Source organism: Nonomuraea sp. 3-1Str, assembly GCF_031570565.1.
Classification (GTDB): domain Bacteria; phylum Actinomycetota; class Actinomycetes; order Streptosporangiales; family Streptosporangiaceae; genus Nonomuraea.
In genome coordinates this window covers 66,953-86,992 of record NZ_JALHBK010000033.1, presented here as the reverse complement: position 1 = coordinate 86,992, position 20,040 = coordinate 66,953, and the positions used below count along the sequence as shown (strand labels likewise).

18 protein-coding genes are annotated in these 20,040 nt (G+C 73.1%); 5 read left to right on the top strand and 13 right to left on the bottom strand.

The features are described from left to right. Positions 1-48: 48 nt before the first annotated feature. The 5 genes from MTP10_RS36110 to MTP10_RS36090 form a co-directional block, all read right to left on the bottom strand. A complete protein-coding gene (locus MTP10_RS36110) occupies positions 49-1,230 on the bottom strand; it encodes an Ig-like domain-containing protein (RefSeq protein ID WP_310715599.1) in 1,182 nt (393 codons plus the stop codon). A 70-nt stretch (positions 1,231-1,300) separates the two neighbouring features. Beyond that, positions 1,301-2,404 carry a fumarylacetoacetase gene (gene fahA, locus MTP10_RS36105; RefSeq protein WP_310715597.1) on the bottom strand — a complete coding sequence of 368 codons (1,104 nt, stop codon included), beginning with the start codon at positions 2,402-2,404 and terminating at the stop codon, positions 1,301-1,303. A gap of 46 nt (positions 2,405-2,450) precedes the next feature. After that, positions 2,451-3,227: a hypothetical protein gene (locus tag MTP10_RS36100; protein ID WP_310715595.1), complete on the bottom strand. Its 777-nt coding sequence runs from the start codon at positions 3,225-3,227 to the stop codon at positions 2,451-2,453. Further along, positions 3,224-4,393, bottom strand: coding sequence for a homogentisate 1,2-dioxygenase domain-containing protein (locus MTP10_RS36095; RefSeq protein WP_310715594.1), 1,170 nt, complete (start codon positions 4,391-4,393; stop codon positions 3,224-3,226). The genes MTP10_RS36100 and MTP10_RS36095 overlap by 4 nt, the downstream gene beginning before the upstream one ends. 92 nt (positions 4,394-4,485) lie before the next feature. After that, positions 4,486-5,115 carry a helix-turn-helix domain-containing protein gene (locus MTP10_RS36090; protein ID WP_310715592.1) on the bottom strand — a complete coding sequence of 210 codons (630 nt, stop codon included), beginning with the start codon at positions 5,113-5,115 and terminating at the stop codon, positions 4,486-4,488. 144 nt (positions 5,116-5,259) lie between these two features. On the opposite strand from MTP10_RS36090, the gene MTP10_RS36085 reads away from it, so the two are divergent. Then, positions 5,260-5,754: a hypothetical protein gene (locus MTP10_RS36085; protein ID WP_310715590.1), complete on the top strand. Its 495-nt coding sequence runs from the start codon at positions 5,260-5,262 to the stop codon at positions 5,752-5,754. Here the strand turns inward: MTP10_RS36085 and MTP10_RS36080 are convergent. Next, positions 5,746-7,008: an MFS transporter gene (locus MTP10_RS36080; RefSeq protein WP_310715588.1), complete on the bottom strand. Its 1,263-nt coding sequence runs from the start codon at positions 7,006-7,008 to the stop codon at positions 5,746-5,748. The genes MTP10_RS36085 and MTP10_RS36080 overlap by 9 nt on opposite strands. 191 nt (positions 7,009-7,199) lie before the next feature. Between MTP10_RS36080 and MTP10_RS36075 the strand changes: the two genes are divergently transcribed. After that, positions 7,200-8,498, top strand: a complete 1,299-nt coding sequence (locus MTP10_RS36075; RefSeq protein WP_310715585.1) for a hypothetical protein — start codon at positions 7,200-7,202, stop codon at positions 8,496-8,498. 25 nt (positions 8,499-8,523) lie between these two features. On the opposite strand, the gene MTP10_RS36070 is transcribed toward MTP10_RS36075, so the two are convergent. Then, positions 8,524-8,724: an EF-hand domain-containing protein gene (locus tag MTP10_RS36070; protein ID WP_310715583.1), complete on the bottom strand. Its 201-nt coding sequence runs from the start codon at positions 8,722-8,724 to the stop codon at positions 8,524-8,526. Positions 8,725-8,826: 102 nt separating this feature from the next. Between MTP10_RS36070 and MTP10_RS36065 the strand changes: the two genes are divergently transcribed. Next, positions 8,827-10,515: an alpha-amylase family protein gene (locus tag MTP10_RS36065; RefSeq protein WP_310715582.1), complete on the top strand. Its 1,689-nt coding sequence runs from the start codon at positions 8,827-8,829 to the stop codon at positions 10,513-10,515. Positions 10,516-10,539: 24 nt separating this feature from the next. Here MTP10_RS36065 and MTP10_RS36060 read toward each other — a convergent pair whose 3' ends face one another. From MTP10_RS36060 to MTP10_RS36045, 4 genes are all read right to left on the bottom strand, one after another. Then, on the bottom strand, positions 10,540-11,280 hold the full coding sequence (locus MTP10_RS36060) for a cytochrome d ubiquinol oxidase subunit II (protein ID WP_310715580.1): 741 nt from the start codon (positions 11,278-11,280) through the stop codon (positions 10,540-10,542). A gap of 20 nt (positions 11,281-11,300) precedes the next feature. Continuing rightward, on the bottom strand, positions 11,301-12,551 hold the full coding sequence (locus MTP10_RS36055; protein WP_310715578.1) for a cytochrome ubiquinol oxidase subunit I: 1,251 nt from the start codon (positions 12,549-12,551) through the stop codon (positions 11,301-11,303). Positions 12,552-12,682: 131 nt separating this feature from the next. Further along, positions 12,683-13,351, bottom strand: a complete 669-nt coding sequence (locus MTP10_RS36050; protein ID WP_310715576.1) for a response regulator transcription factor — start codon at positions 13,349-13,351, stop codon at positions 12,683-12,685. Further along, positions 13,351-14,490: a sensor histidine kinase gene (locus MTP10_RS36045; protein WP_310715574.1), complete on the bottom strand. Its 1,140-nt coding sequence runs from the start codon at positions 14,488-14,490 to the stop codon at positions 13,351-13,353. The genes MTP10_RS36050 and MTP10_RS36045 overlap by 1 nt, the downstream gene beginning before the upstream one ends. Positions 14,491-14,585: 95 nt before the next feature. Here MTP10_RS36045 and MTP10_RS36040 point away from each other — a divergent pair, with 95 nt between their 5' ends. Next, positions 14,586-14,798: a hypothetical protein gene (locus MTP10_RS36040; RefSeq protein ID WP_310715573.1), complete on the top strand. Its 213-nt coding sequence runs from the start codon at positions 14,586-14,588 to the stop codon at positions 14,796-14,798. A gap of 19 nt (positions 14,799-14,817) precedes the next feature. Here the strand turns inward: MTP10_RS36040 and MTP10_RS36035 are convergent, their stop codons facing one another. Both MTP10_RS36035 and MTP10_RS36030 read right to left on the bottom strand, forming a co-directional pair. Further along, on the bottom strand, positions 14,818-15,849 hold the full coding sequence (locus tag MTP10_RS36035) for an acyl-CoA desaturase (protein WP_310715571.1): 1,032 nt from the start codon (positions 15,847-15,849) through the stop codon (positions 14,818-14,820). Between the two features lie 95 nt (positions 15,850-15,944). After that, positions 15,945-18,902, bottom strand: a complete 2,958-nt coding sequence (locus MTP10_RS36030) for a BTAD domain-containing putative transcriptional regulator (protein WP_310715568.1) — start codon at positions 18,900-18,902, stop codon at positions 15,945-15,947. Between the two features lie 137 nt (positions 18,903-19,039). Between MTP10_RS36030 and MTP10_RS36025 the strand changes: the two genes are divergently transcribed. Beyond that, positions 19,040-20,038 carry an NAD-dependent epimerase/dehydratase family protein gene (locus MTP10_RS36025; protein WP_310715567.1) on the top strand — a complete coding sequence of 333 codons (999 nt, stop codon included), beginning with the start codon at positions 19,040-19,042 and terminating at the stop codon, positions 20,036-20,038. Positions 20,039-20,040 lie beyond the last annotated feature (2 nt).

The window sequence follows — 20,040 nt, the reverse complement described above, 5'->3', positions numbered from 1 at the left end:
GGGCCAGGGACCGCCACCGGTTCCCCTTTTTCCTACGGTATCGCCGATTCAGCGCTGCGACAGTGGTGTGGCGGCGGGACCGTAGATGGCGCTGCCGAGCAGCCACTCCTCCCAGGGCAGTTGCCAGAATCCCCAGCCGTTGTCCCATTCCAGCTCGCGGTCGGTGCCGGTGATCGTCACGGGGTCGCCGCGCAGGGAGCCGGCGTAGAACCAGGCGGCCTGGTCGGGCCGGGCGTTGATGCAGCCGTGGCTGACGTTGGCGCGCCCCTGGGCCCAGACGTTGTCCAGGGCGTGGACGTACTCGCCGCTGTCGGAGATGCGGACGGCGTGGTCGATCAGCTTGTCGTAGTAGCCGGGCTCGCCCTTGTCGCGGCCGGGGGAGATCATGCGGACCGGGTCGCCCTTGTCCATGGTGAGGTGGACGCCGCTGGTGGTGGTGTACTCGCGGGTGGTGCCCATGCCGGCGCTGATCGCCATGTGCCGCACGATCTCGCCGTCGCGCCGGACCACCATCTGGTGGGTGCGGGCGTCGACGGCGCTGGACTGGTCGCGGCCCACGGTGAACATGAAGGTGCGGTCCGCCGTGCCGTACACGCCGGGCGCGGCGCGCACCCCGGCCAGGTGGGCGGTGACGGTGACCCGTTGCCGGGGCGCCCAGTACGTACGGGTGCGGTAGACGGCCCGGGTGTCACTCATCCAGCGCCACGCCCCTTCGACCGGGACCTCCGAGGTGACCTGGAGCGCCCGTTCGACGGCGGCCTTGTCGCTGACCGGCGTGTCGAAGGTGAGGACGATCGGCATGCCGACGCCGACGGTCTCGCCGGGGAGCGGCACGGCCGAGGCCACCCCGAAGGCGTGGCCGGGCACGCGGGTGCGGAACCGGCCCCTGACGACGGCCGGCGGGCCGCCCGGGCCGGCGGCCCGGGCCGTGACGGTGTACTCGGCGCCGGGCTTGAGCGCCCAGTCGGAGCGCCAGACCGTGCCGGACGCGTCGAGCCGCCCCGGCACCGGCATGCCGCCGGCGTGTGCGCGTACCTCGCCCAGCCTGCCGCCGCGCGCCCGCACGACGAGCCCGCGGTCGGTGCGGGCCCGCTTGGTGTCGAAAGCCGGCTGCACGCGTACGGCGGGCGCCACCGGCGCCGGGTCTCCGGCGCTCCCCGAGCCGCAGCCCGCGCTGAGCGAGGCGGCGAGACAGAGGGTGGCGAGAAAGACGACCGCGGCGCGCCGCATCTGACTCCTGCTTTCCGGGAAGGGAGGTCCCAGGTTAGCGGGGAGTCACGGCGAGAGCACGTCGAGTGACCTATCGGATGGTTCCTGACACCTCGCCCAAAGTGATGCCTCCGGCCGTGGCGCGCAGGGTCACGGTGTCGCCGTCCTCCAGGAACGTCCGGATCTCGCCGCCGGCCAGCTTGATCGGATCATTCCCGTTCCAGGTGAGCTCGATGAGGGAGCCGCGCTCCTCGCGCCGCGGCCCCGAGATGGTGCCGCTGGCGAACAGGTCGCCGACGCGCAGCGACGCGCCGTTGGAGGTGAGGTGGGCGAGCATCTGGTCCGGCGTCCAGTACATCGACGCGTACGGCGGGCGGGACACGACCTCCCCGTTGATCGACACCTCGACGCCGACGTCGAGCCCCCAGTCGGCCCGCCGGCGCAGGTACTCCAGCGGCTCGGGCTGCTGCGCCGGGCCGGGGACGCGGGGCAGCGCGTCCAGCGGGGTGATCCACGGCGAGATCGAGGTGGCGAACGACTTGCCGAGGAACGGCCCGAGCGGCACGTACTCCCACGCCTGGATGTCGCGGGCGCTCCAGTCGTTGAGCAGCGTCACGCCGAAGACGTGGTCCTCGAACGCGCCGGCCGGCGCCCCCATCGCAGACGGCGTGCCGATCACGAACCCCAGCTCCGCCTCGATGTCGAGCTTGGCGCACGGGCCGAACACGCCGGCCTTGAGCTGGCCGTGCGGCCGGGTGATCGGGGTCCCCGAGACGACCACCGTGCCCGAGCGGCCGTGGTAGCCGACCGGCAGGTGGCGCCAGTTGGGCAGCAGCGGCTCGGCGTCGGGGCGGAAGATCCGGCCGATGTTGGAGGCGTGGTCCAGGGAGCAGTAGAAGTCGACGTAGTCGGCCACCTCGACCGGCATGTGCAGCCGTACCTGCTCCAGCGGGATCAGGTGGGCCTCGGTGACGGCCATGTCGGTGGTCAGCTTCTCCTGGACGAGTGCCCGCGTGGCCTGCCAGGCGCCGCGCCCGCGTGCCATGAAGGGGTTGAGCGAGGGCGCCGCGAACACCTCGTCGTGCAGCGCGGCGGCCAGGTCGAGCACCCGGTCGCCGTAGCGCACGCCCACCCGGGGCGCCTGGCCCGGCCGGGAGAACACCCCGTAGGGCAGGTTGTCCACTCCCCAGCTCACACGTCCTCCTCGCTCCGTCATCGGCCGGCCGGCGGTCGGTCGCCGGTCATTCGGGGATCAGGCCCAGCTCGCGCAGGTCGCCCAGCGGGGCGGCGGTGTTGCACGATCCGTAGCTCACGAGCAGCTCGCGGGCGTGCTTGGCTGTCTCCGGGTCCACCTGCCGGGCCAGCGCCACCAGCCGCGCGGCGTCGGTGGTGCGCAGGGCGGGCACGGGATCGCGCCGCTCGACGGCCTCGCAGACGGCCAGCACCAGGTTGAGGAACCCGTGCCGGTCGGTCCCCAGCGAGGGGTCGAAGTGGCGTACGGCGTGGTGCAGCCCGGCCGTGGCCTTGAACGGGATCTCCTGCTCCACGCACGACCGGATGAACACGGCGAGGTGCTCCACCGGCGGGAACGTGTCGGAGGTCGCTCCGCCGCAGCGCACCTTGAGCCCGACGCCCTCCGGCACGTCGGTGCCGACCCGGTGCGCCGGCACCTCGACGAACAGCCGCACGCCGCGCGGCAGCCGGCCGGCCACGCCGAGGGCCGTCGCCGCCACGGAGGCGTCGGGGGGCACCGGCACCTCGACGATGTCGACAGGCAGGTCCTCGAACGGCGGGATCTCCGGCGTGTCCACGATCAGGCCGATGCGCCGCGGGACGAACTCCTCGCGGCGCAGCGCGTCGAGCCGGCTGGCGGGGCACAGGAAGCGGTGGGTCAGCACCTGGCCGCCGTGCTCCTGGTCGCGGCGGTGGCGGGCCAGCGCGTCGGACATGTGCAGGGACGTCGGCGGGAACAGCCCCGCGTCGTCGACCAGGGCGGTGAACAGGACGGCGGTGCTCATCTGGCCCACGTCCAAGCGTATCCGGGATCCTCGCACGACAATGCTCCCTGCCCGAGGTCGAGCGGCCGGAACGTGTCGACCATGACGGCCATCTCGCTGGTGGTCGTGACGCCGCGCGCCACGGCGTCGATGACCGCCTCGACCGCGCCGGGCTGCGGCCCGTGGGTGAAGCCGGCCGGGTGCAGCGACACGGAGCCGACGTCGATGCCGGAGCCCTTGCGCGCGGAGTAGTCGCCGCCGACGTAGAACATGAACTCGTCGGAGTCGACATTGTGGTGGTTGTACGGGATCGGCACCGACTCGGGGTGGAAGTCCAGCGGGCGCGGGCAGAACGAGCAGACCACGAACCCCGGCCCCTCGAACGTCTGGTGGACGGGCGGCGGGGCGTGCGTCCTCTTCACGACCGGCTCGAAGTCGCGGATGTTGAACGCGTACGGGTAGAGGCAGCCGTCCCAGCCGACGACGTCGAACGGGTGGTCGCGGTAGACCAGCCGGGTGAGGCCGCCCCGGGTGCGGACCAGCACCGGCACCTCCTCGCCGTCCACGAGCAGCGGCTCGGCCGGGGCGCGCAGGTCGCGCTCGCTGTAGGGCGCGTGCTCCAGGAACTGGCCGTACTGCGACAGGTAGCGCCTGGGCGGCCGGATGTGGCCGGCGGCCTCGATCACCAGCGCGTTGACCTGCCCGTCGGGCACCCAGCGGTGGATGGTGCCGGTCGGCACGACCACGTAGTCGCCCTCGCCGGCCTCGATGACGCCGTACGTGGACTCGAACCGGACCCGGCCCCGCTGGACGTACACGCACTCGTCGCCCATCGAGTCGCGGTACAGCTCGCTGGGCCGGTCGGTGGTGGCGTACGACAACCGGACGTCGCCGTTGCCGGCCAGCAGGACGCGGCCGCTGACCAGGTCCCCGGCGGTGGCGAGGTCCTGGGTGCGGAAGTGCCGCGGGGAGAGCGGCAGGTTGGGCTCCAGGCGCGTGCCGGTGCCCTGCGTGACGGCCTCGGCCTTGACGATGGCCGTCGGGAGGTGACGGTGGTAGAGCAGCGAGGAGTCGGAGGAGAAGCCTTCCTCGCCCATCAGCTCCTCGGCGTACAGCCCGCCGTCGGGCTTCCTGAACTGCACGTGGCGCTTGCGGGGCACCTCGCCCACGACGCGGTAGTACGGCATCCGCCCTCCCCAAGCAGCGTCCGATGACCGTCCGTTTATCGGACGTCAGCGTCCTCTATATGCAATTACCGTCGTCCATCGCCCTGGAGATGTCAACCCAGGGCGCCGGCGAGCTCCGCGGCGGCCTCGACCACCCGCGCTCCCGCCGACTCGTCCAGCGGCCCGAACGTCACCACCCCCACGGACGCCTCCAGCCACGGCAGCCCGGTGACCGGGGCGGCGATGCCCCGGGCCCCTTCCTGCAACTGCCCCTCCGTCACCAGATAGTCCGACCGGCCCTCGCGCAGCCCCAGGATCGCCCGCCCCGCCGCGCCTTTGGTGAGCGGATGGCGCGAGCCCTCCCGGTAGGCGACGTGCATGTGCGTCCACGACGGCTCCACCACGGCCACGGCCAGCCCGTCGTCGCCCTCGGCCACGGTCAGGTGCGCGGTCGCGCCCACCGTCTCGGCCAGGCGCCGCAGCGCGGGCAGCGCCGCCGCCCGCAGCAGCGGCTGCACGGCCTGGGCCAGCACCAGCACCCCGAACCCGAGGTGCGCCCGCCCCTCGGTGTCGCGCCGCACGAAGCCCTCGCGCGACAGCGTGGTGAGCAGCCGGTAGACGACGGGACGGCTGAGCTGCAGCTCGTGGCTCAGCTCGGTGGGGGTGCGCCCGCCCTTGCCGTCGGCGAGCAGCCTCAGCAGGCGGAGCCCGCGCTCCAGCGTCTGGGCGGATTCAGCGGCCATGGTCCGATTATCGCCACCGCCCGTGCGCGGGGATCGCCGGTAGGGCGGGCCGGTAGGGCGGGCCCCACCCCGGATTCGGGGGGCGGCGGGCCTGATCGGGACGGGTGATCGGCGCAGACTTCAGGAAAGACCTAGGAGGATTCCATGAGTCGCGTGTCCACCGTCACCCCGCCGCCCGCGTCCCGGGGCGGCCTGCCGGACCAGGTGCCGCCCGTCGTGCTCGCGGCGATGTCGCTGTGGCTGTTCGCCGTCGCGGCCGGAGCCTTCGAGGCCCTGCTCATGGCCACCGTGGAGCTGTCGTCCGGGACGGCGTTCGGTGAGCTGCTGCCGCAGATCGTCTTCCGGCTGGGGGTGTTCGGGGCGGCCGTGCTCCTCGCCCTGCGGCTGCGGCACAGGCGGAACTGGGCGCGGCTCACGCTCGCCGTCGGCCTCGGGATCTTCGGAACGCTGTCCCTCGTGGTCGAGCCGGCGCGGTGGCTGCTGGCCGGCGGCTCGATCGGCGACGCGGTCGCCGCCGCGGCCCCTATGGACCTGGTCTTCGCGGGCAGCCGGATCCTGCACCTGCTGGCCGTGCTGGGGGCTGTGACACTCATGTTCCAGCCGCGGGCCAACGCCTTCTTCCGCGGGCGGTCAGCCTGAGACGCCCTCGGAGGCCGGAGCCGGAGCCGGGGCCGGGGCGCGCAGGTTGCGCACCCCGGGCGACAGCAACGCGGCCAGCGTCGAGAGCACGACCATCGCGCCGCAGGCGAGCAGCGCCTCCCGGGTGCCGATCAGGTGCGCCACCGGCCCGGCCAGCATCAGCCCGAGCGGCCCGAACATCAGCGACCCGAGCGCGTCGTACGAGCTGACCCGCGACAGCGCGTCCGCCGGGACCTCCCGCTGCATGGTGGTCTGCCACAGCACGCCGAAGACGTCGAAGCACACCCCCAGCGCGAACGACCCGGCCACGATCGCCCAGACCGGCGCCCCGAACCCCAGCAGCAGGTACGGCGCCGCGGTCGGCAGGCAGAGCAGCGTGCCGAGCAGGATCGGGCGGGACGGCCGCATCCGCAGCGACACCAGCACCCCGGCGATCGTGCCGACCGCCTCGCCCGTCAGGAACGCCGACCAGACCAGCGGCCCGCCCAGACTCTCCTTGGCCAGCAGCGGCCCCAGCACGCCGTGGCCCGCCTGGATGGCCATCACCATGATCGAGAACTGCGCGACGACCACCCAGATCCACTGCCGGGAGCTGAACTCGCGCCAGCCGTCGCGCAGGTCGGCCAGCACCGAGTGACGCGGCCCGGCCGGCCGCTCGCCGGGCGCCAGCCGCAGCGCCGCCACCAGCACGCCGGCCACCGCGAACATCACGCCGCTCACCGACAGCGCCCATCCGCCGCCGAAGAGCACCACGGTGCCGCCGCTGAGCACGGCCCCGGCCACGCGCGAGGTGTTGGCGCCCAGCCCGAGCAGGGCGTTGCCGGTCTGCAGCCGGTCGGTGGGCACCACCTCCGGGATGATGCCGGTCAGCGCGGGGAACAGCACGGCCGTCGCCAGGCCGCTGATCGCGGCGGCCGTGGCCATCGCGGGCAGCGGCGTCCATCCCGTGAACATCATCGCGGCCAGGGCGAAGAAGGCCAGCGCGTTGGTGAGCTCGCCGGCCGTCATGACCAGGTGCCGGGGGAAGCGGTCCGCGATGACGCCGCCGACCAGCATGAAGAGCACCATCGGCAGCGACTCGGCGGTCAGGACCACCGAGAGCGTGGTCGCGTCGGCGCCGGGCAGGCCGAGGATGCCGAAGGCGAGGGCCACGGGGGCGAACGTGCTGCCCAGCACCGAGATGGTCCGCGCCGCCAGCAGCAGCGTGAACCGCCGCTCGCGGAGCAGGCCGAGGTCTCCGAGATGTCCGCGCACGTGATCCCCCTTGCTTCGCGGAAAACGGGGCTCATTCTCCCGGGACGCCGGTGGAGTTGTCTTCTGGTTATCCGGCAGGTGAAGAAACGGGTCAGAAAAGCGGTCAAGACCCCCTGATCTCATTGAACGTCACTGATCATCCAGATATCGTGCCTAATGCCCGACGATCACCCCTCACGTAAGGCGCCTCGATGCGACCTCGACTGCGGCAGCTCTTCGTCATAGGACTCGCCCTCTCCCTGCTCGGCATCGGCGTCCCCGCGTGGTCGGAGGACGATCCCCGCAGCTGCAACGACCTGATGGCCGGCGACACCCCCGCCTACGTCGTGTGCCGGTGGATGGCCACCCCCGACGAGGCGCTGGACATCGCCAGGTTCTGGCTGGCCAACGACGGCGAGAACCTGGAGGCGGCAGGACCGCTCGACTCCATCGGGGTCGACTGCGGCGACGCGGGCAACGTGTGCGACCCGACCCCGCCCGACGGCGTGGGCGACGGGCAGGCGCACGACGGGGGCGACCCGGACGTCGAGGGCGCCGAGGACGGCGGCACGCCGGAGTGCAAGGCGGGCGAGGAGTGCTCCGTCCCGCCGGCGGGCCTGTCGGCCGAGCAGATCTCCCAGGCCGAGGAGAGCACCACCGGCAAGGCCGTGAAGAGCGCCGTCGCGGCGGGCCTGCGGGTGTGGGTGGACGCCGAGCTGGCCGACGACTGGAAGGCCGGCAAGCTCGCCGAGGGCGCCAAGCAGGTCGCCGCGCTGGCCGCGCAGCCGGGCGTCGTGGGTGTCCGGTTCACCCGGCAGCTCGGGGACGGGCAGCTGTTCCAGAGCGCCGACGAGATGGACACGTTCGTCAACGAGGCATCGGCCGAGCTGCGCAAGCTCGCCCCGGGCCGCAAGCTGGCCGCGCACACGATGGTGCCGCTGTTCGGCTGCGGCGCCGACGAGGCCTGCAAGACCGCGATCACCCAGAAGTACCCGCTCCTCGACCCCGAGCGGATCGGCGCCTGGCTGGCCAAGGGCAAGATCGACCAGCTCGCCCTCGACAGCGGCCACCTGGCCACCGAGTACACCACCTGGAAGATCGACGCCGCCACGGCGCAGCGCAACCAGTGGATCCAGGTCCGGGCCCGGGCGTGGGACGCGTACGCGCAGATCTCCGTCGAGGACGCGGGGCTCGCCGCGCCCGGCGCGCCCCAGCTCACCGGGGAGCAGGCCACCAAGGCCATCACTGAGCACGTGGCGAGCCCGCTGCAGGACGACGCCGCCGAGACCGTCACGCTGTGGAGCCGCTACGAGAACGGCCAGGGGCAGGTCAGCCGCGCGTACGGCGAGAAGTGGGCGGCCAACACCACCTGGGACCAGCTCAAGAAGCTGACCTCGGTCCGTCCCCGCCTGGCCACGGTCTACGACCCGGCCAAGCCGGAGGTGGACGCCGCGACCGACCTGAAGGCCCTGTCCGAGGTCTTCGGCCAGGTCTACCTCTACGCCGCCTGACCTCGGGGCCCGGGTGGCCCCGGGCTCAGTCCTTGAGGAAGGCGCCGAACTCGTTCAGGTCGATCAGCCCGTCGCCGTCCTGGTCGAGCCGGGCCACCCCGGCCTGGGCCCGCTCCAGGCTGATCGGCTGCCCCAGGGCCTCCATCAGCCGGACCAGCTCCTCAGCCGAGATGCGGCCGTCCTTGTCGACGTCGATCAGGTCGAAGGTGATCGCGTGGTCGCTCATCGTGCCCTCCTGGGGGATCGTGTGGGTCAGACCTTAGTGGCGATCTCCGCTTCCCCGGGAGGCGTCCGGCATTCCGGGCGATCCTGTGGGTAGCGGCGGTCCATGCGATTGACGTACACCTCGGATCTGTGGTGGAAGAACGCCGTCGTCTACTGCCTGGACGTGGAGACGTACAAGGACGGCAACGGCGACGGCATCGGCGACTTCCGCGGCCTCACGCAGCAGATCGACTACCTCGCGGGACTGGGGGTGACGTGTCTGTGGCTCATGCCGTTCTACCCCACCCCCAACAAGGACGACGGCTACGACATCACCGACTTCTACGCCATCGACCCCCGGCTCGGCACGCTCGGCGACTTCGTGGAGTTCATGCGGACCGCCCATGACCGGGGGCTGCGGGTCATCGCGGACCTGGTCGTCAACCACACCTCCGACCAGCACCCGTGGTTCAAGGAGGCGCGTAAGAGCAAGGACTCGCCGCGCCGCGACTGGTACGTCTGGTCCGACAAGAAGGAGCCGGACGACCCCGGCCAGGTGGTCTTCCCCGACAAGGAGAACAGCATCTGGCAGTACGACAGGGGGTCGGGCCAGTACTACCTGCACAGCTTCTACCGGCACCAGCCCGACCTCAACGTGGCCAACCCCGAGGTCCGCGACGAGATCGCCCGCATCCTGGGCTTCTGGATGGAGCTCGGGCTGTCGGGCTTCCGGGTGGACGCGGTGCCGTTCCTCATCGAGAACGTCGAGCCCAAGCTCGCCGACCCGCACGACTTCCTGGCGGACCTGCGGGCCTTCATGACCCGCCGTCAGGGCGACTCGGTGCTGCTCGGCGAGGTCAACGTCCCCTACAAGGAGCTCATGGGCTACTTCGGCAACGGACTCGGCGACCAGGTCACCATGTGCTTCGACTTCATCGGCATGCAGCGCGCCTGGCTGTCACTGGCCAGGGGCGAGGCAGAGCCGCTGGCCTCGGCGCTCAAGGAGCGGCCCCGGCCGCCCAAGGACTGCCAGTGGGCGACGTTCCTGCGCAACCACGACGAGCTGACCCTGGACAAGCTCACCGACGAGGAGCGCCAGGAGATCTTCCAGGCGTTCGGCCCCGAGGAGGACATGCAGATCTTCGGCCGTGGCCTGCGCCGCCGGCTTCCGCCCATGCTGGGCGGCGACCTGCGGCGGATCAAGATGGCCTACAGCCTGCTCTTCTCGCTGCCGGGCACACCGGTGCTGTTCTACGGAGAGGAGATCGGCATGGGGGAGAACCTCGCCGCCGAGGGTCGCATGGCGGTCCGCACCCCCATGCAGTGGTCGAGCGAGGGTGGCTTCAGCATGCACGAGCCCGTACGGAAGATGCCGGACGGAGCCTTCGGGCCCGAGCGGGTCAACGTGGCCGACCAGAAGCGCCAGCAGGACTCGCTGCTGCGCTGGATCCAGCTCCTCATCGAGCGCTACCGCGAGTGCCCGGAGCTGGCGTGGGGCACCCACACGGTGATCGACTCGAGCAGCCCGCAGGTGCTGGCGCACCGCTGCGACGCCGACGGCGCGTCGGTGGTCGTCCTGCACAACCTGGGCAGGACGACCGAGGAGGTGGAGCTGAAGCTGGACGGCCTGGCGAACTACCAGCTCACCGACCTGCTGGTGGACGGCACGACCGAGGTCTCGGACAAGGGGGCGGTACGTCTGCCGCTCGGCCCGCACGGGTGCCGGTGGCTGCGCGCCTCGCCTCCCGAGGTCGCCCCTGAGGACGCCTCGGTGAAGTCGGACAGCTCCTTCACCCATCCGCGCCGCTCCTGACGCGGCGCCGCCGCTGGTGGACCTTCACAGATAGGACGGGCCGCTCACGCGGTGACGGAAGGTCCACCAGACCCACGCCTGCGAGGCCACGAGGAACGGCATCACCGCGAGGACGACCGGCGTGAGCAGCGACGCCGTGGGCCCGGCCACGAGCGGCAGCCGCAGCCCGGCCAGCACCCCGATCACGACGAGCGCGGCGGCGGTCAGCGCGTACGTGCGGGCCTCACCGGAGCCGCCCGACAGCACGGCCGCGCGCCGCCGCAGCTCGCCGCGCAGCCGCAGCGTGGCGAAGGCCAGCCCGTGCGTGCCGAACAGCGCGGCCACCACCAGCGCCGGCAGCACCGCGATCGGCCCGTGGATGCCGAGCAGCACGTCGCTCAGCAGCACCCCCCAGCTCAGCGCCAGCCCCCAGCTCCCCGCGACCACCGCCCCGTCCCAGAGGCCCTGCCAGCCGGCGCGGGTCAGCCGCCCGCGCAGCCAGAGCCCCATGTCGCGCACCACCCAGGACAGCACCAGCGCCACCACCAGTACGGGATCGCCGCTCAGCAGCTCGCCCTCCAGCCGGGGGAAGAGCCCCGCGAGCACGCCGGCGGTGGACACCAGCCACACCTCGTTGCCGAGGAAGAACGGGGCGATCGCAGCGATCACCTCGCGTCGCTCGCCGGCGCTCCGGCCCAGGTACGGCAGCACCATGCCGACGCCGATGTCGGCTCCGGCCAGCACGAGGTAGCCGAGCGCGAAGAAGGCCAGGATGAAGATCTCCATGAGGGGCTCCTCAAGCGGGGTCAGAAGGACAGGGCGGGGGCGGGCGACTCGATCGGCCGGTCGCCGAGCGTCACCGCGTCCGGGCCGCGCCGGGCGGTCCTGGCCAGCAGCCAGTAGTTGGTGGCGATCAGCACGGCGAACACGGTCACGAACGCGGTCAGCGAGAGCCTCATCTGCGCCCCGGTGAGCGGCGACATCGCCTCGGCCGTGGTCAGCAGGCCGTACACCGCCCATGGCTGGCGGCCCATCTCGCGGAACACCCAGCCGCCCAGCATGGCCGCGAACGGCACCGGGATCATCAGGGTCAGCAGCCAGTGCCACACCCGCAGGCCCCGCACCGCGGGCCGGAACAGCATGAGCAGCGCGCTCAGCCCGGAGAAGAAGAACATCGCCGCGAACGCGATCAGCATCGTCATCGCCCCGGCCTGCACCCACCCGGCCGGGGGCAGGTAGTCGCCGGGGCCGTGCGCCGCCGCCATCTCGGCCTGCGCGGCGGCCAGCCGGCCGGCGTCACCCGTCCACGCGGCGGCCTTGGCCGGCTGGAGCGTCTGGAAGCCGAGGCCGCCGAACGTCGCGGTGAACAGGGTCGCGGGCAGCGCCACGCCGATGCCGATCCGCAGCGACTTGCGGAAGAAGTCCTGCTCGGCGGTGCGCCGGCGCAGGTGGTAGGCGCTCACCCCGGCCATGAAGAAGCCGCCCGTGATCATGGCGCCGCCGAGCACGTGGAAGAACGCCACCCGGGCCGCCGGGTTGGCCACCATCGCCCCGAAGTCGGTCAGCCGCAGCACGCCGCCGGCCAGTTCGTAGCCGACGGGGTTCTGGAGGAAGCCGTTGGAGACGAGGATCCAGAACGCCGACGCGTACGCCGTGAGCGTCACGATCCAGATGGCCGCCAGGTGGGCCCACCGGTTCAGCTTGTTCCAGCCGAAGATCCACAGGCCGAGGAACGTGGACTCGAGGAAGAAGGCCACCAGCGTCTCGATCGCCAGCGAGGCGCCGAACGCGTTGCCCGCGAACTCCGTCAGCCCTTTCCACGCCATCCCGAGCTGGAACTCCATCACGAGGCCGGTGACGATGCCCATCGCGTAGTTGACGATGTAGAGCTGTCCCCAGAATCTGGTCATCCGCAGGTGGAGCGGGCTGCGGGTGAGCGTCGCCCAGGTCTGTACGACGGCCACCAGCGTCGCGAGGCCGAGCGTCAGCGCCACGAAGAGGAAGTGCGCCCCCGCGGTGAGGGCGAACTGCAGGCGGGCGAGTTCCACGGTGTCCATGGCGCACAGCCTGCGGTGACGGCTCGGGCCGCCGCGTCATGCGGGCGCGGGCACCTGGCGTACTCCTCCGGGTGTCCGGCGGGGCCGGCCGTACCACCCAGGGTGTACGGCCGGCCGGGGCGTCAGGCGCCTCAGGGGGTGAGCCAGCCGGGGGTGATCATGCCGGCCTCGTACGCGATGACCACGAGCTGGGCGCGGTCCCGCGCGGCGAGCTTGGTCATGATGCGGCTGACGTGGGTCTTGGCCGTGGCGGGGCTGAGCACGAGCCGGGCCGCGATCTCGTCGTTGGACAGCCCGGCCGCCACCAGCGACATGACCTCCCGCTCGCGCTCGGTCAGCGCGTTGAGCCGCGGCCCCGGCTCCGGGCGCTTGACCCGGCCGGCGAACTCGGCGATCAGCCGGCGCGTGATCGAGGGGGCGATCAGCGCGTCGCCGCGGGCCACGACCCGCACGGCGTGGATCAGCTCGGCCGGCTCGGTGTCCTTGACCAGGAAGCCGCTCGCGCCCGACCGCAGCGCCCCGTACACGTAGTCGTCCAGGTCGAACGTGGTCAGGATGACCACCTTGACGCCGTCGAGCCGGGGGTCGGTGACGATCCGGCGGGTCGCCTCCAGGCCGTCGAGCTGCGGCATGCGGATGTCCATGAGCACCACGTCGGGGCGGTGCCGCCTGGCCTGCTCCACCGCCTCCTCGCCGTTGGCGGCCTCGGCGACCACGTCCAGGTCGTCCTCGTCGCTCAGGATCGACCGGAACCCGGCGCGCACGAGGGTCTGGTCGTCGGCCAGGAGTACCCGGATCATCAGGCTCCGTTCAGGGGAAACGGGGTTTTCAGGGGAAGGTCCGCGACGACGCGGAAGCCGCCCTCGGGCCGGGGCCCCGCCTCCAGGGTGCCGCCCAGCGCCGTGGCACGCTCGCGCATGCCCTGGACGCCGAAGCCGCTGCCCTCCGTGTACGTGGCCCCGGGGCCATCATCCTCCACCCGGATCACCAGATGTCCGGATTCGGTGGTGATGGCGAGTGTGGCCGCGTCGGTCCCGGAGTGGCGGGAGACGTTCGTCAGCGCCTCACGGACGATGCGCGTCGCCGCCAGGTCGATCTCCGTCGGCACGCCGTCCAGCGGCCCCGACAGCTCGGTGCGCACCGACAGCCCCGTGGCGGCGACCAGGGCGTCCACGCGCGCCAGGCTGTCGGGCGGGGCCGTCGGCGCCTCCTCGTCCACCTGCCGCAGCACGCCCAGCGTGGTGCGCAGCTCGCGCAGCGTCTCCTTGCTCGTCTCCTTGATCGTGCGCAGCGCCGTCTCGGCCTCCTCGGGCCGTTTCTTCAGCCCGTGCAGCGCCGCCGCGGCCTGCACGTTGATCATGGAGATGTTGTGGCCGAGGACGTCGTGCAGCTCACGGGCGATGCGCAGCCGCTCCTCGCCGGCCCGCCGCCTGGCCTCCTCCTCCCTGCCGTGCTCGGCCTCCATCGCGCGCCGCTCGGCCTCCTCCAGGTAGGCGCGGCGGGTGCGGGTGACGCCGCCGAACGCGAGGCACGCCACCACCCAGCCCATGATGGAGATGAACACGCCGTCGCTGATGTGCCTGACGTCGCCGCTCTCGCCGTACCCGAGGGCCAGCAGCGAGGCGGCGCCCGTGGCGATGGCGGCCACCAGGTGACCCCGGTCGGCGGCCGTGTAGAGGACGACGAACATGAGGATCAGCAGCGGCCCGTCCAGCCGGGCGAACGGGTAGTAGGCGACGACCGCGACGGTCACGACGACCAGCGCCGCCACGGGATGCCGCAGCCGCGCCAGCGTGGCGGCCCCGGCGACGAGGGGGAGGATCAGGTCCAGGGCGTTCGGCCGGGGGCCCTGCTCGAACAGCGCGATGGCCAGTGTGGCGCCGAGCACGACGGCGACCACACCGAGCGACATGGCCGTCCCGGCCCGTAATCCGCGCATGACGCCCATTCTGTACCGCATCCCCGACCACTGCGCCGACCTCCACCGCGACTGCGGCGACGTGCGGCGGGCTTCCGGCTGGGTAGATCAGGAGGATGAGCACTGATGAGGAGCTGCGGCAGGTCGAGGAGGACCTGGCGCGGCTGCGCGCGGAGAACAAGGACATCCGCCAGCAGATCGGCGAGCTGGGGGCGACCGATCCGATCGAGATCGGCACCATGATCGCCATGGCGGACGATCAGGAGCAGCTGATCGCCGATCTGGAGCGGCGGCGCGACGAGCTGCGCCGCCGCCTCGGGCAGAACTGACGTCTCCGCGGAGCGCGGCTCACGACCTCGCCGGGGCCGAGCGCAGGGGCGCGCCGGCGGCGTGCAGGTGCCGCAGCGCCTGGCCGTACGAGTCGAGCAGGCCGGTCTCCAGATAGTCGACCCCGATCTCGGCGCAGTAGTCGCGGACGATCGGCTGGGCCCGCCGCAGGTTGGGCGCCGGCATGTTCGGGAACAGGTGGTGCTCGATCTGGTAGTTGAGCTGGCCGAGCAGCACGTCGACGACCGGTCCGCCCTTGACGTTGCGCGAGGTCAGCACCTGCTTGCGCAGGAAGTCCAGCTTGTCGTCCTTGGTGAGGATCGGCATGCCCTTGTGGTTGGGGGCGAACGTGGAGCCCAGGTAGAGGCCGAACAGCCCCTGGTGGACGATCAGGAACACCACGGCCTTGACCGGCGACAGCGTCGCGAACACCACGCCGAAGTAGACCGCGAAGTGCGTCACCAGCAGCGCCAGCTCCGCGCCGCGCCGCTTGACGGCCGGGTTCGTGAGGGCACGGAAGCTGGCCACGTGCAGGTGCCATCCCTCCAGCGTCAGCAGCGGGAAGAACAGGTACGCCTGTCGGCGCGCGACGAACCGCGGCAGTCCCCGGCTGCGCCGGGCCTGGTCGGTCGACCAGACGATCACCGCCGGCGAGACGTCGGGGTCGTGGTCCTCGTGGTTGGGGTTGGCGTGGTGGCGGTTGTGCTTGACGGTCCACCAGCCCCAGCCGAGGCCGATGCCGAGGTTGCCCACCAGGAGCCCCATGATGTCGCTCGGCCGGCGCGTACGGAACACCTGGCGGTGCCCGAGGTCGTGGGCGAGGAAGCCGAGCTGCGCGAAGACAAAGGCGAGCACCGCGGCGACCAGAAGTTGGAGCCACGAGTCGCCGGCCCACCAGAACAGGGCCCACCCACCGAGGTAGGCGGCCGTGGCCAGGCAGGTGCGCACCGCGTAGTAGACAGGCCGCCGGTCGAGCAGGCCGGCCTCCGCGATCCTCCGGGAAAGGCGGGCGAAGTCGCTGCCCCGCGCGTCGAGTGTGACTGAGTCGGTCACAGGTCTCCTCACATAACCGAGAACGTGCTTCCCCACCCTCGCGTATTACCCGCCCGTACGGAAGATCGCCCATCACCTGTCTCCACGACCGGCGCCTATGGTGTTGACCTACGGTGATGAAGCGCGTACCTCTCAGGGTGGGGGATCGCGGCGCCCCTGGTCAGGGCCCGCCGAAGGCCCGCCTCGCCCAGGGCGTGACGGCAGCGGGCGAGCAGCGCGGGGTCGCCCGCCCCGGCTCCGCCGCGCAGCGCTCCCGCCGCCCCGGCCAGCTCGGCGGCGAGCTCCGGGCCACAGTGCTCCGCCGTGCCCTCCAGCACGGTCGCGCGGACCGTACGGTCCGGCGAGGCCGCCATGAGCTCCAGGGCCCGGCGCAGCGGCGGCCAGGGGTCGGCCGAGACGCGGGCGAGCTCCACGTGCACCAGCGCCTCGAACTGGGCGGGCGCGCCGGGCAGCAATTGCAGGGCCCGGTGCAGCAGCCGGGCCGCCGCGCCGGGATCGCCCGAGCGGCGGGCCACCTCCGCCCTGGCGTGCAGCACCCGGGCGTACGCCACGGAGTCGCCGTCGGGGTCTCCGCTCACCACCTCCTCCGCCCTGGCCAGGGTGGTGGCGGCCGCTGCGAGGTCGCCCGTGCGGGCCTGGAGCCGCCCCAGCCGGGACAGGAACAGGATCGGCCCGGCGGGGGACTCCAGCCCGGCGATCTCCCCGGCCAGCCGCTCGCCCTCCCGGGCCAGCGCCACGGCCTCGGCGTGGTCGCCCTCGTTCTCGGCGGCCAGCGACAGCCAGTGCAGCGTGAACGACAGCCCCCACCGGTCGCCGGTCTGCTCGAACCCGGCCAGCGCCGCCCGCAGCGGCTCACCCGCCTCGGCCGCCGAGCCGAACTCGAACCGCGCCAGGCCGCACGCCAGCGCCGCCGCCGCCCTCGTCCACGGGTCGGGGTGGCCGCGCAGGCGCTCGGCGTTCTCCTCGGCGAGCCGTACGAGGCCGGGCAGGGGGGCCGGAATGAGCGCGAAGCAGGTCACCGCCGCCGGATGGTCCGAGAGCCGGACGGCGTCCGGCGGCTCCTCGCCCATGATCACCCGGCAGAGCCCGTGGGCCGGCTCCCGCCCCTCCGGCGGCACGTCGCCCACCCGCCGCAGCACCTCGGCCGCCCGCTCGGCCGCCTCGCGCCGCCGCCCCCGCATGATCCACGGCCACAACCGGGCCAGGAGGAGCCGGAGCGGGTCGTCGGTGTGCTCCAGCGCGGCGTCCAGGTTGCCCTGCTCGGCGTCCAGCACGGCGAGCCAGTGGAGCTGCCCGCCGGTCCGCAGCCCGGGTCCGGCCGCCTCGGCCAGCGCGGTGTAGTGGCGGGCGTGGGCGCGACGCACGTCCGGCAGGTCCGCGGCGGCGTACTGCCTGATGGTCTCCAGCATCGTGTACCGGTCGCCGGAGACGCCGATGAGCGACTTGTCCACCAGCGAGGCGAGCACCTCGAGCACGCCGCCCTCGACGCCCCCGGCCACGCCGCCCTGCTCGCCGCAGATCCGCGCGACCGCGTCGGCGTCCGCGCCGCCCGCGAACACCGTGAACGCGCGCAGCAGGTCCCGCTCCGCGTCCGACAGCAGCTCCCAGCTCCAGTCGATCACCGCGCGCAGCGTGCGGTGCCGCGGCTCGGCGGTCCGGCCGCCGCGGAAGGACAGCCGGTCCCCGAGCCCGCTCACCAGCAGGGCGACGGACATGGTCCGCAGCCGGGCGGCGGCCAGCTCGATCGCCAGCGGTATCCCGTCGAGCTCGCGGCAGATCCGCGCCGCGTCCCCGGCCTCGACCCGTACGTCCGGCCGCGCCGCGGCGGCCCGGTCCCGGAACAGCTCCACGGCCGCCGCCTCCTCCAGCGGGAGCACCCGGTGGAGCGTCTCGCCGGGGATGTCCAGCGGCTCCCGGCTGGTGGCCAGGACCCGCAGCCCCGGCACCGCGCCGAGCAGCCACCGCGTCACCCGCGCGGCCTCGTCGACGAGGTGCTCGCAGTTGTCCAGCACGACCAGCGGCCGGCGAAAGCCCCGCAGCGCCGTCACGGGGTCGGTGGTGCGCAGCACACCTTCCAGGGAGGCCAGGACACCGGAGGCGGAGGCCAGCTCGACCAGCCACACCGCGCCGCCGAGCGTGGCGGCCGCCTCGACGGCCAGCCGCGTCTTCCCCGCCCCGCCCGGCCCCACCAGTGTCACGAGCCGCACGCCGTCTTCCGGTCGCGCGGCCGTCCCGTCGTCCCCCGCCTGCGAGGCCATGAGGAGCGCACGGAGGTGGGAGAGATCGCCGGAGCGCCCCACGAAGCTCGTCACCCGAGCCGGCAGCCGCCCGCCACCCTCGCTCTCCGGAGGCCCCGCCGCTCCCGGGGGAGGGTCACGCAGAGCCGCGAGATGCGCCTGCCGCAGCTCCGCCCCGGGGTCCGCGCCCAGCTCACCGGCCAGCCTCGCGCGGGCCCGCTCGAACGCCTCCAGCGCCTCCCCCTGCCGCCCCGCCGCCGCCAGCGCCCGTACGAGCAGGGCGTGGAACGGCTCCCGCAGCGGATGCTCGGCCACCAGCGCCCGCAACTCGGCCACCACCCCGTCGGCCCCGCCGCCCGCGCCGCCGCGTTCGGTCAGGTCGGTGGCGATCCGCGTGGCCAGGGCCGTCAGGCGCAGCTCCTCCAGCCGCGCCGCCGGTCCGGTCGCGAACGGCAGCCCCGCCACGTCCGCCAGCGCCGCCCCCCGCCACAGCCGCAGCGCCGCCCGCGCCTCACCGGCCCGTACGAGCCGCTCGAACTCCCACGCGTCCACCTCGCCGGCCGGCACGTCCAGCGCGTACCCGCCGGGACGCGACGACACGATCCCCGGCGCCTCACGCCGCGCCCTGGACACCAGCGACTGCAACGCCGCGACCGGATGCGCCGGCCTCTCGTCCGGCCACAGGTCGCCGATCAGCCGGTCCGCCGTCACCACGCGACCGGGGTCCAGCGCCAGCCGCACCAGCAGGGCCCGCACCCGGGCGCCGCTCACCGCGACCCCGGCCACCTGCAGCGGCCCCAGGATCCCGATCCGCATCCACCCTCCACCCCGGCGGTTCCTCCCGCTTACGCCTACATTCTCGCCGCGTCTTCGAGGCGCGGCATGCGTCCGGGCTCGGCGACGTTCCCGCACCGTAAGGTCCGCGTGGTCGCGCCGGGTGTTGGATCGGCGGCATGCGCGTGTTGCTGACCGGCTCAGCCGGCTTCATCGGCCGTCACATCGCCGAGACGCTCGAAGGCGTCACCGCCGTCCGCGACGTCGTGCCCGCCGACCTCAGGACGGGCGTGGACGTGCGCGACGCCGACGCCCTCGACCGGCTGCTGCCCGGCGTCGACGCCGTCGTCCACCAGGCCGCCAAGGTCGGGCTCGGCGTGGACGTGGCCGACCTGCCCGCGTACGCGTCCGCGAACGTGTGCGGCACCGCCGTCCTGCTCGCCGCCATGGCGCGGCACGGTGTGCGGCGGCTGGTCCTCGCCTCCTCCATGGTCGTGTACGGCGAGGGCGCCTACGACTGTCCCGCCCACGGCCCGGTACGGCCCGGCCCCCGGCGCGAGGAGGACCTGGCGGCCGGGGTGTTCGACCCCCGGTGCCCGTGCTGCGACGCCGTGCTCGTCCCGGCCGTCATCGCCGAGGACGCCCCCATGGACCCGCGCAACGCCTACGCCACCACCAAGCTCGCCCAGGAGCACCTGGCCGCCGGCTGGGCCCGCGAGACCGGCGGGACCGTGACGGCCCTGCGCTACCACAACGTCTACGGCCCCGGCATGCCGCGCGACACCCCGTACGCCGGGGTCGCCGCGATCTTCCTGTCGGAGCTGGTGAACGGGCGGGCGCCGCGGGTGTTCGAGGACGGCGGGCAGCGGCGCGACTTCGTCCACGTCCGCGACGTGGCCCGGGCCAACGCCCTCGCCCTGGAGGAGGACAGGCCCGGGGCCCTGACGGCGTACAACATCGCCGGCGGGACGCCGCGCACGGTCGGGGACCTGGCCCGTGCGCTGGCGGCGGCGACCGGGGGGCCGGCGCCGGTCGTCACGGGCGGCTACCGCCTCGGGGACGTCCGCCACATCGTCGCCTCGCCCGCGAAGGCGGCCCGGGAGCTGGGGTTCACGGCTCAGGTGGCGTTCGAGGACGGCCTGAGGGAGTTCACCACGGCCGCCGTCATGGCTTCGTAAGG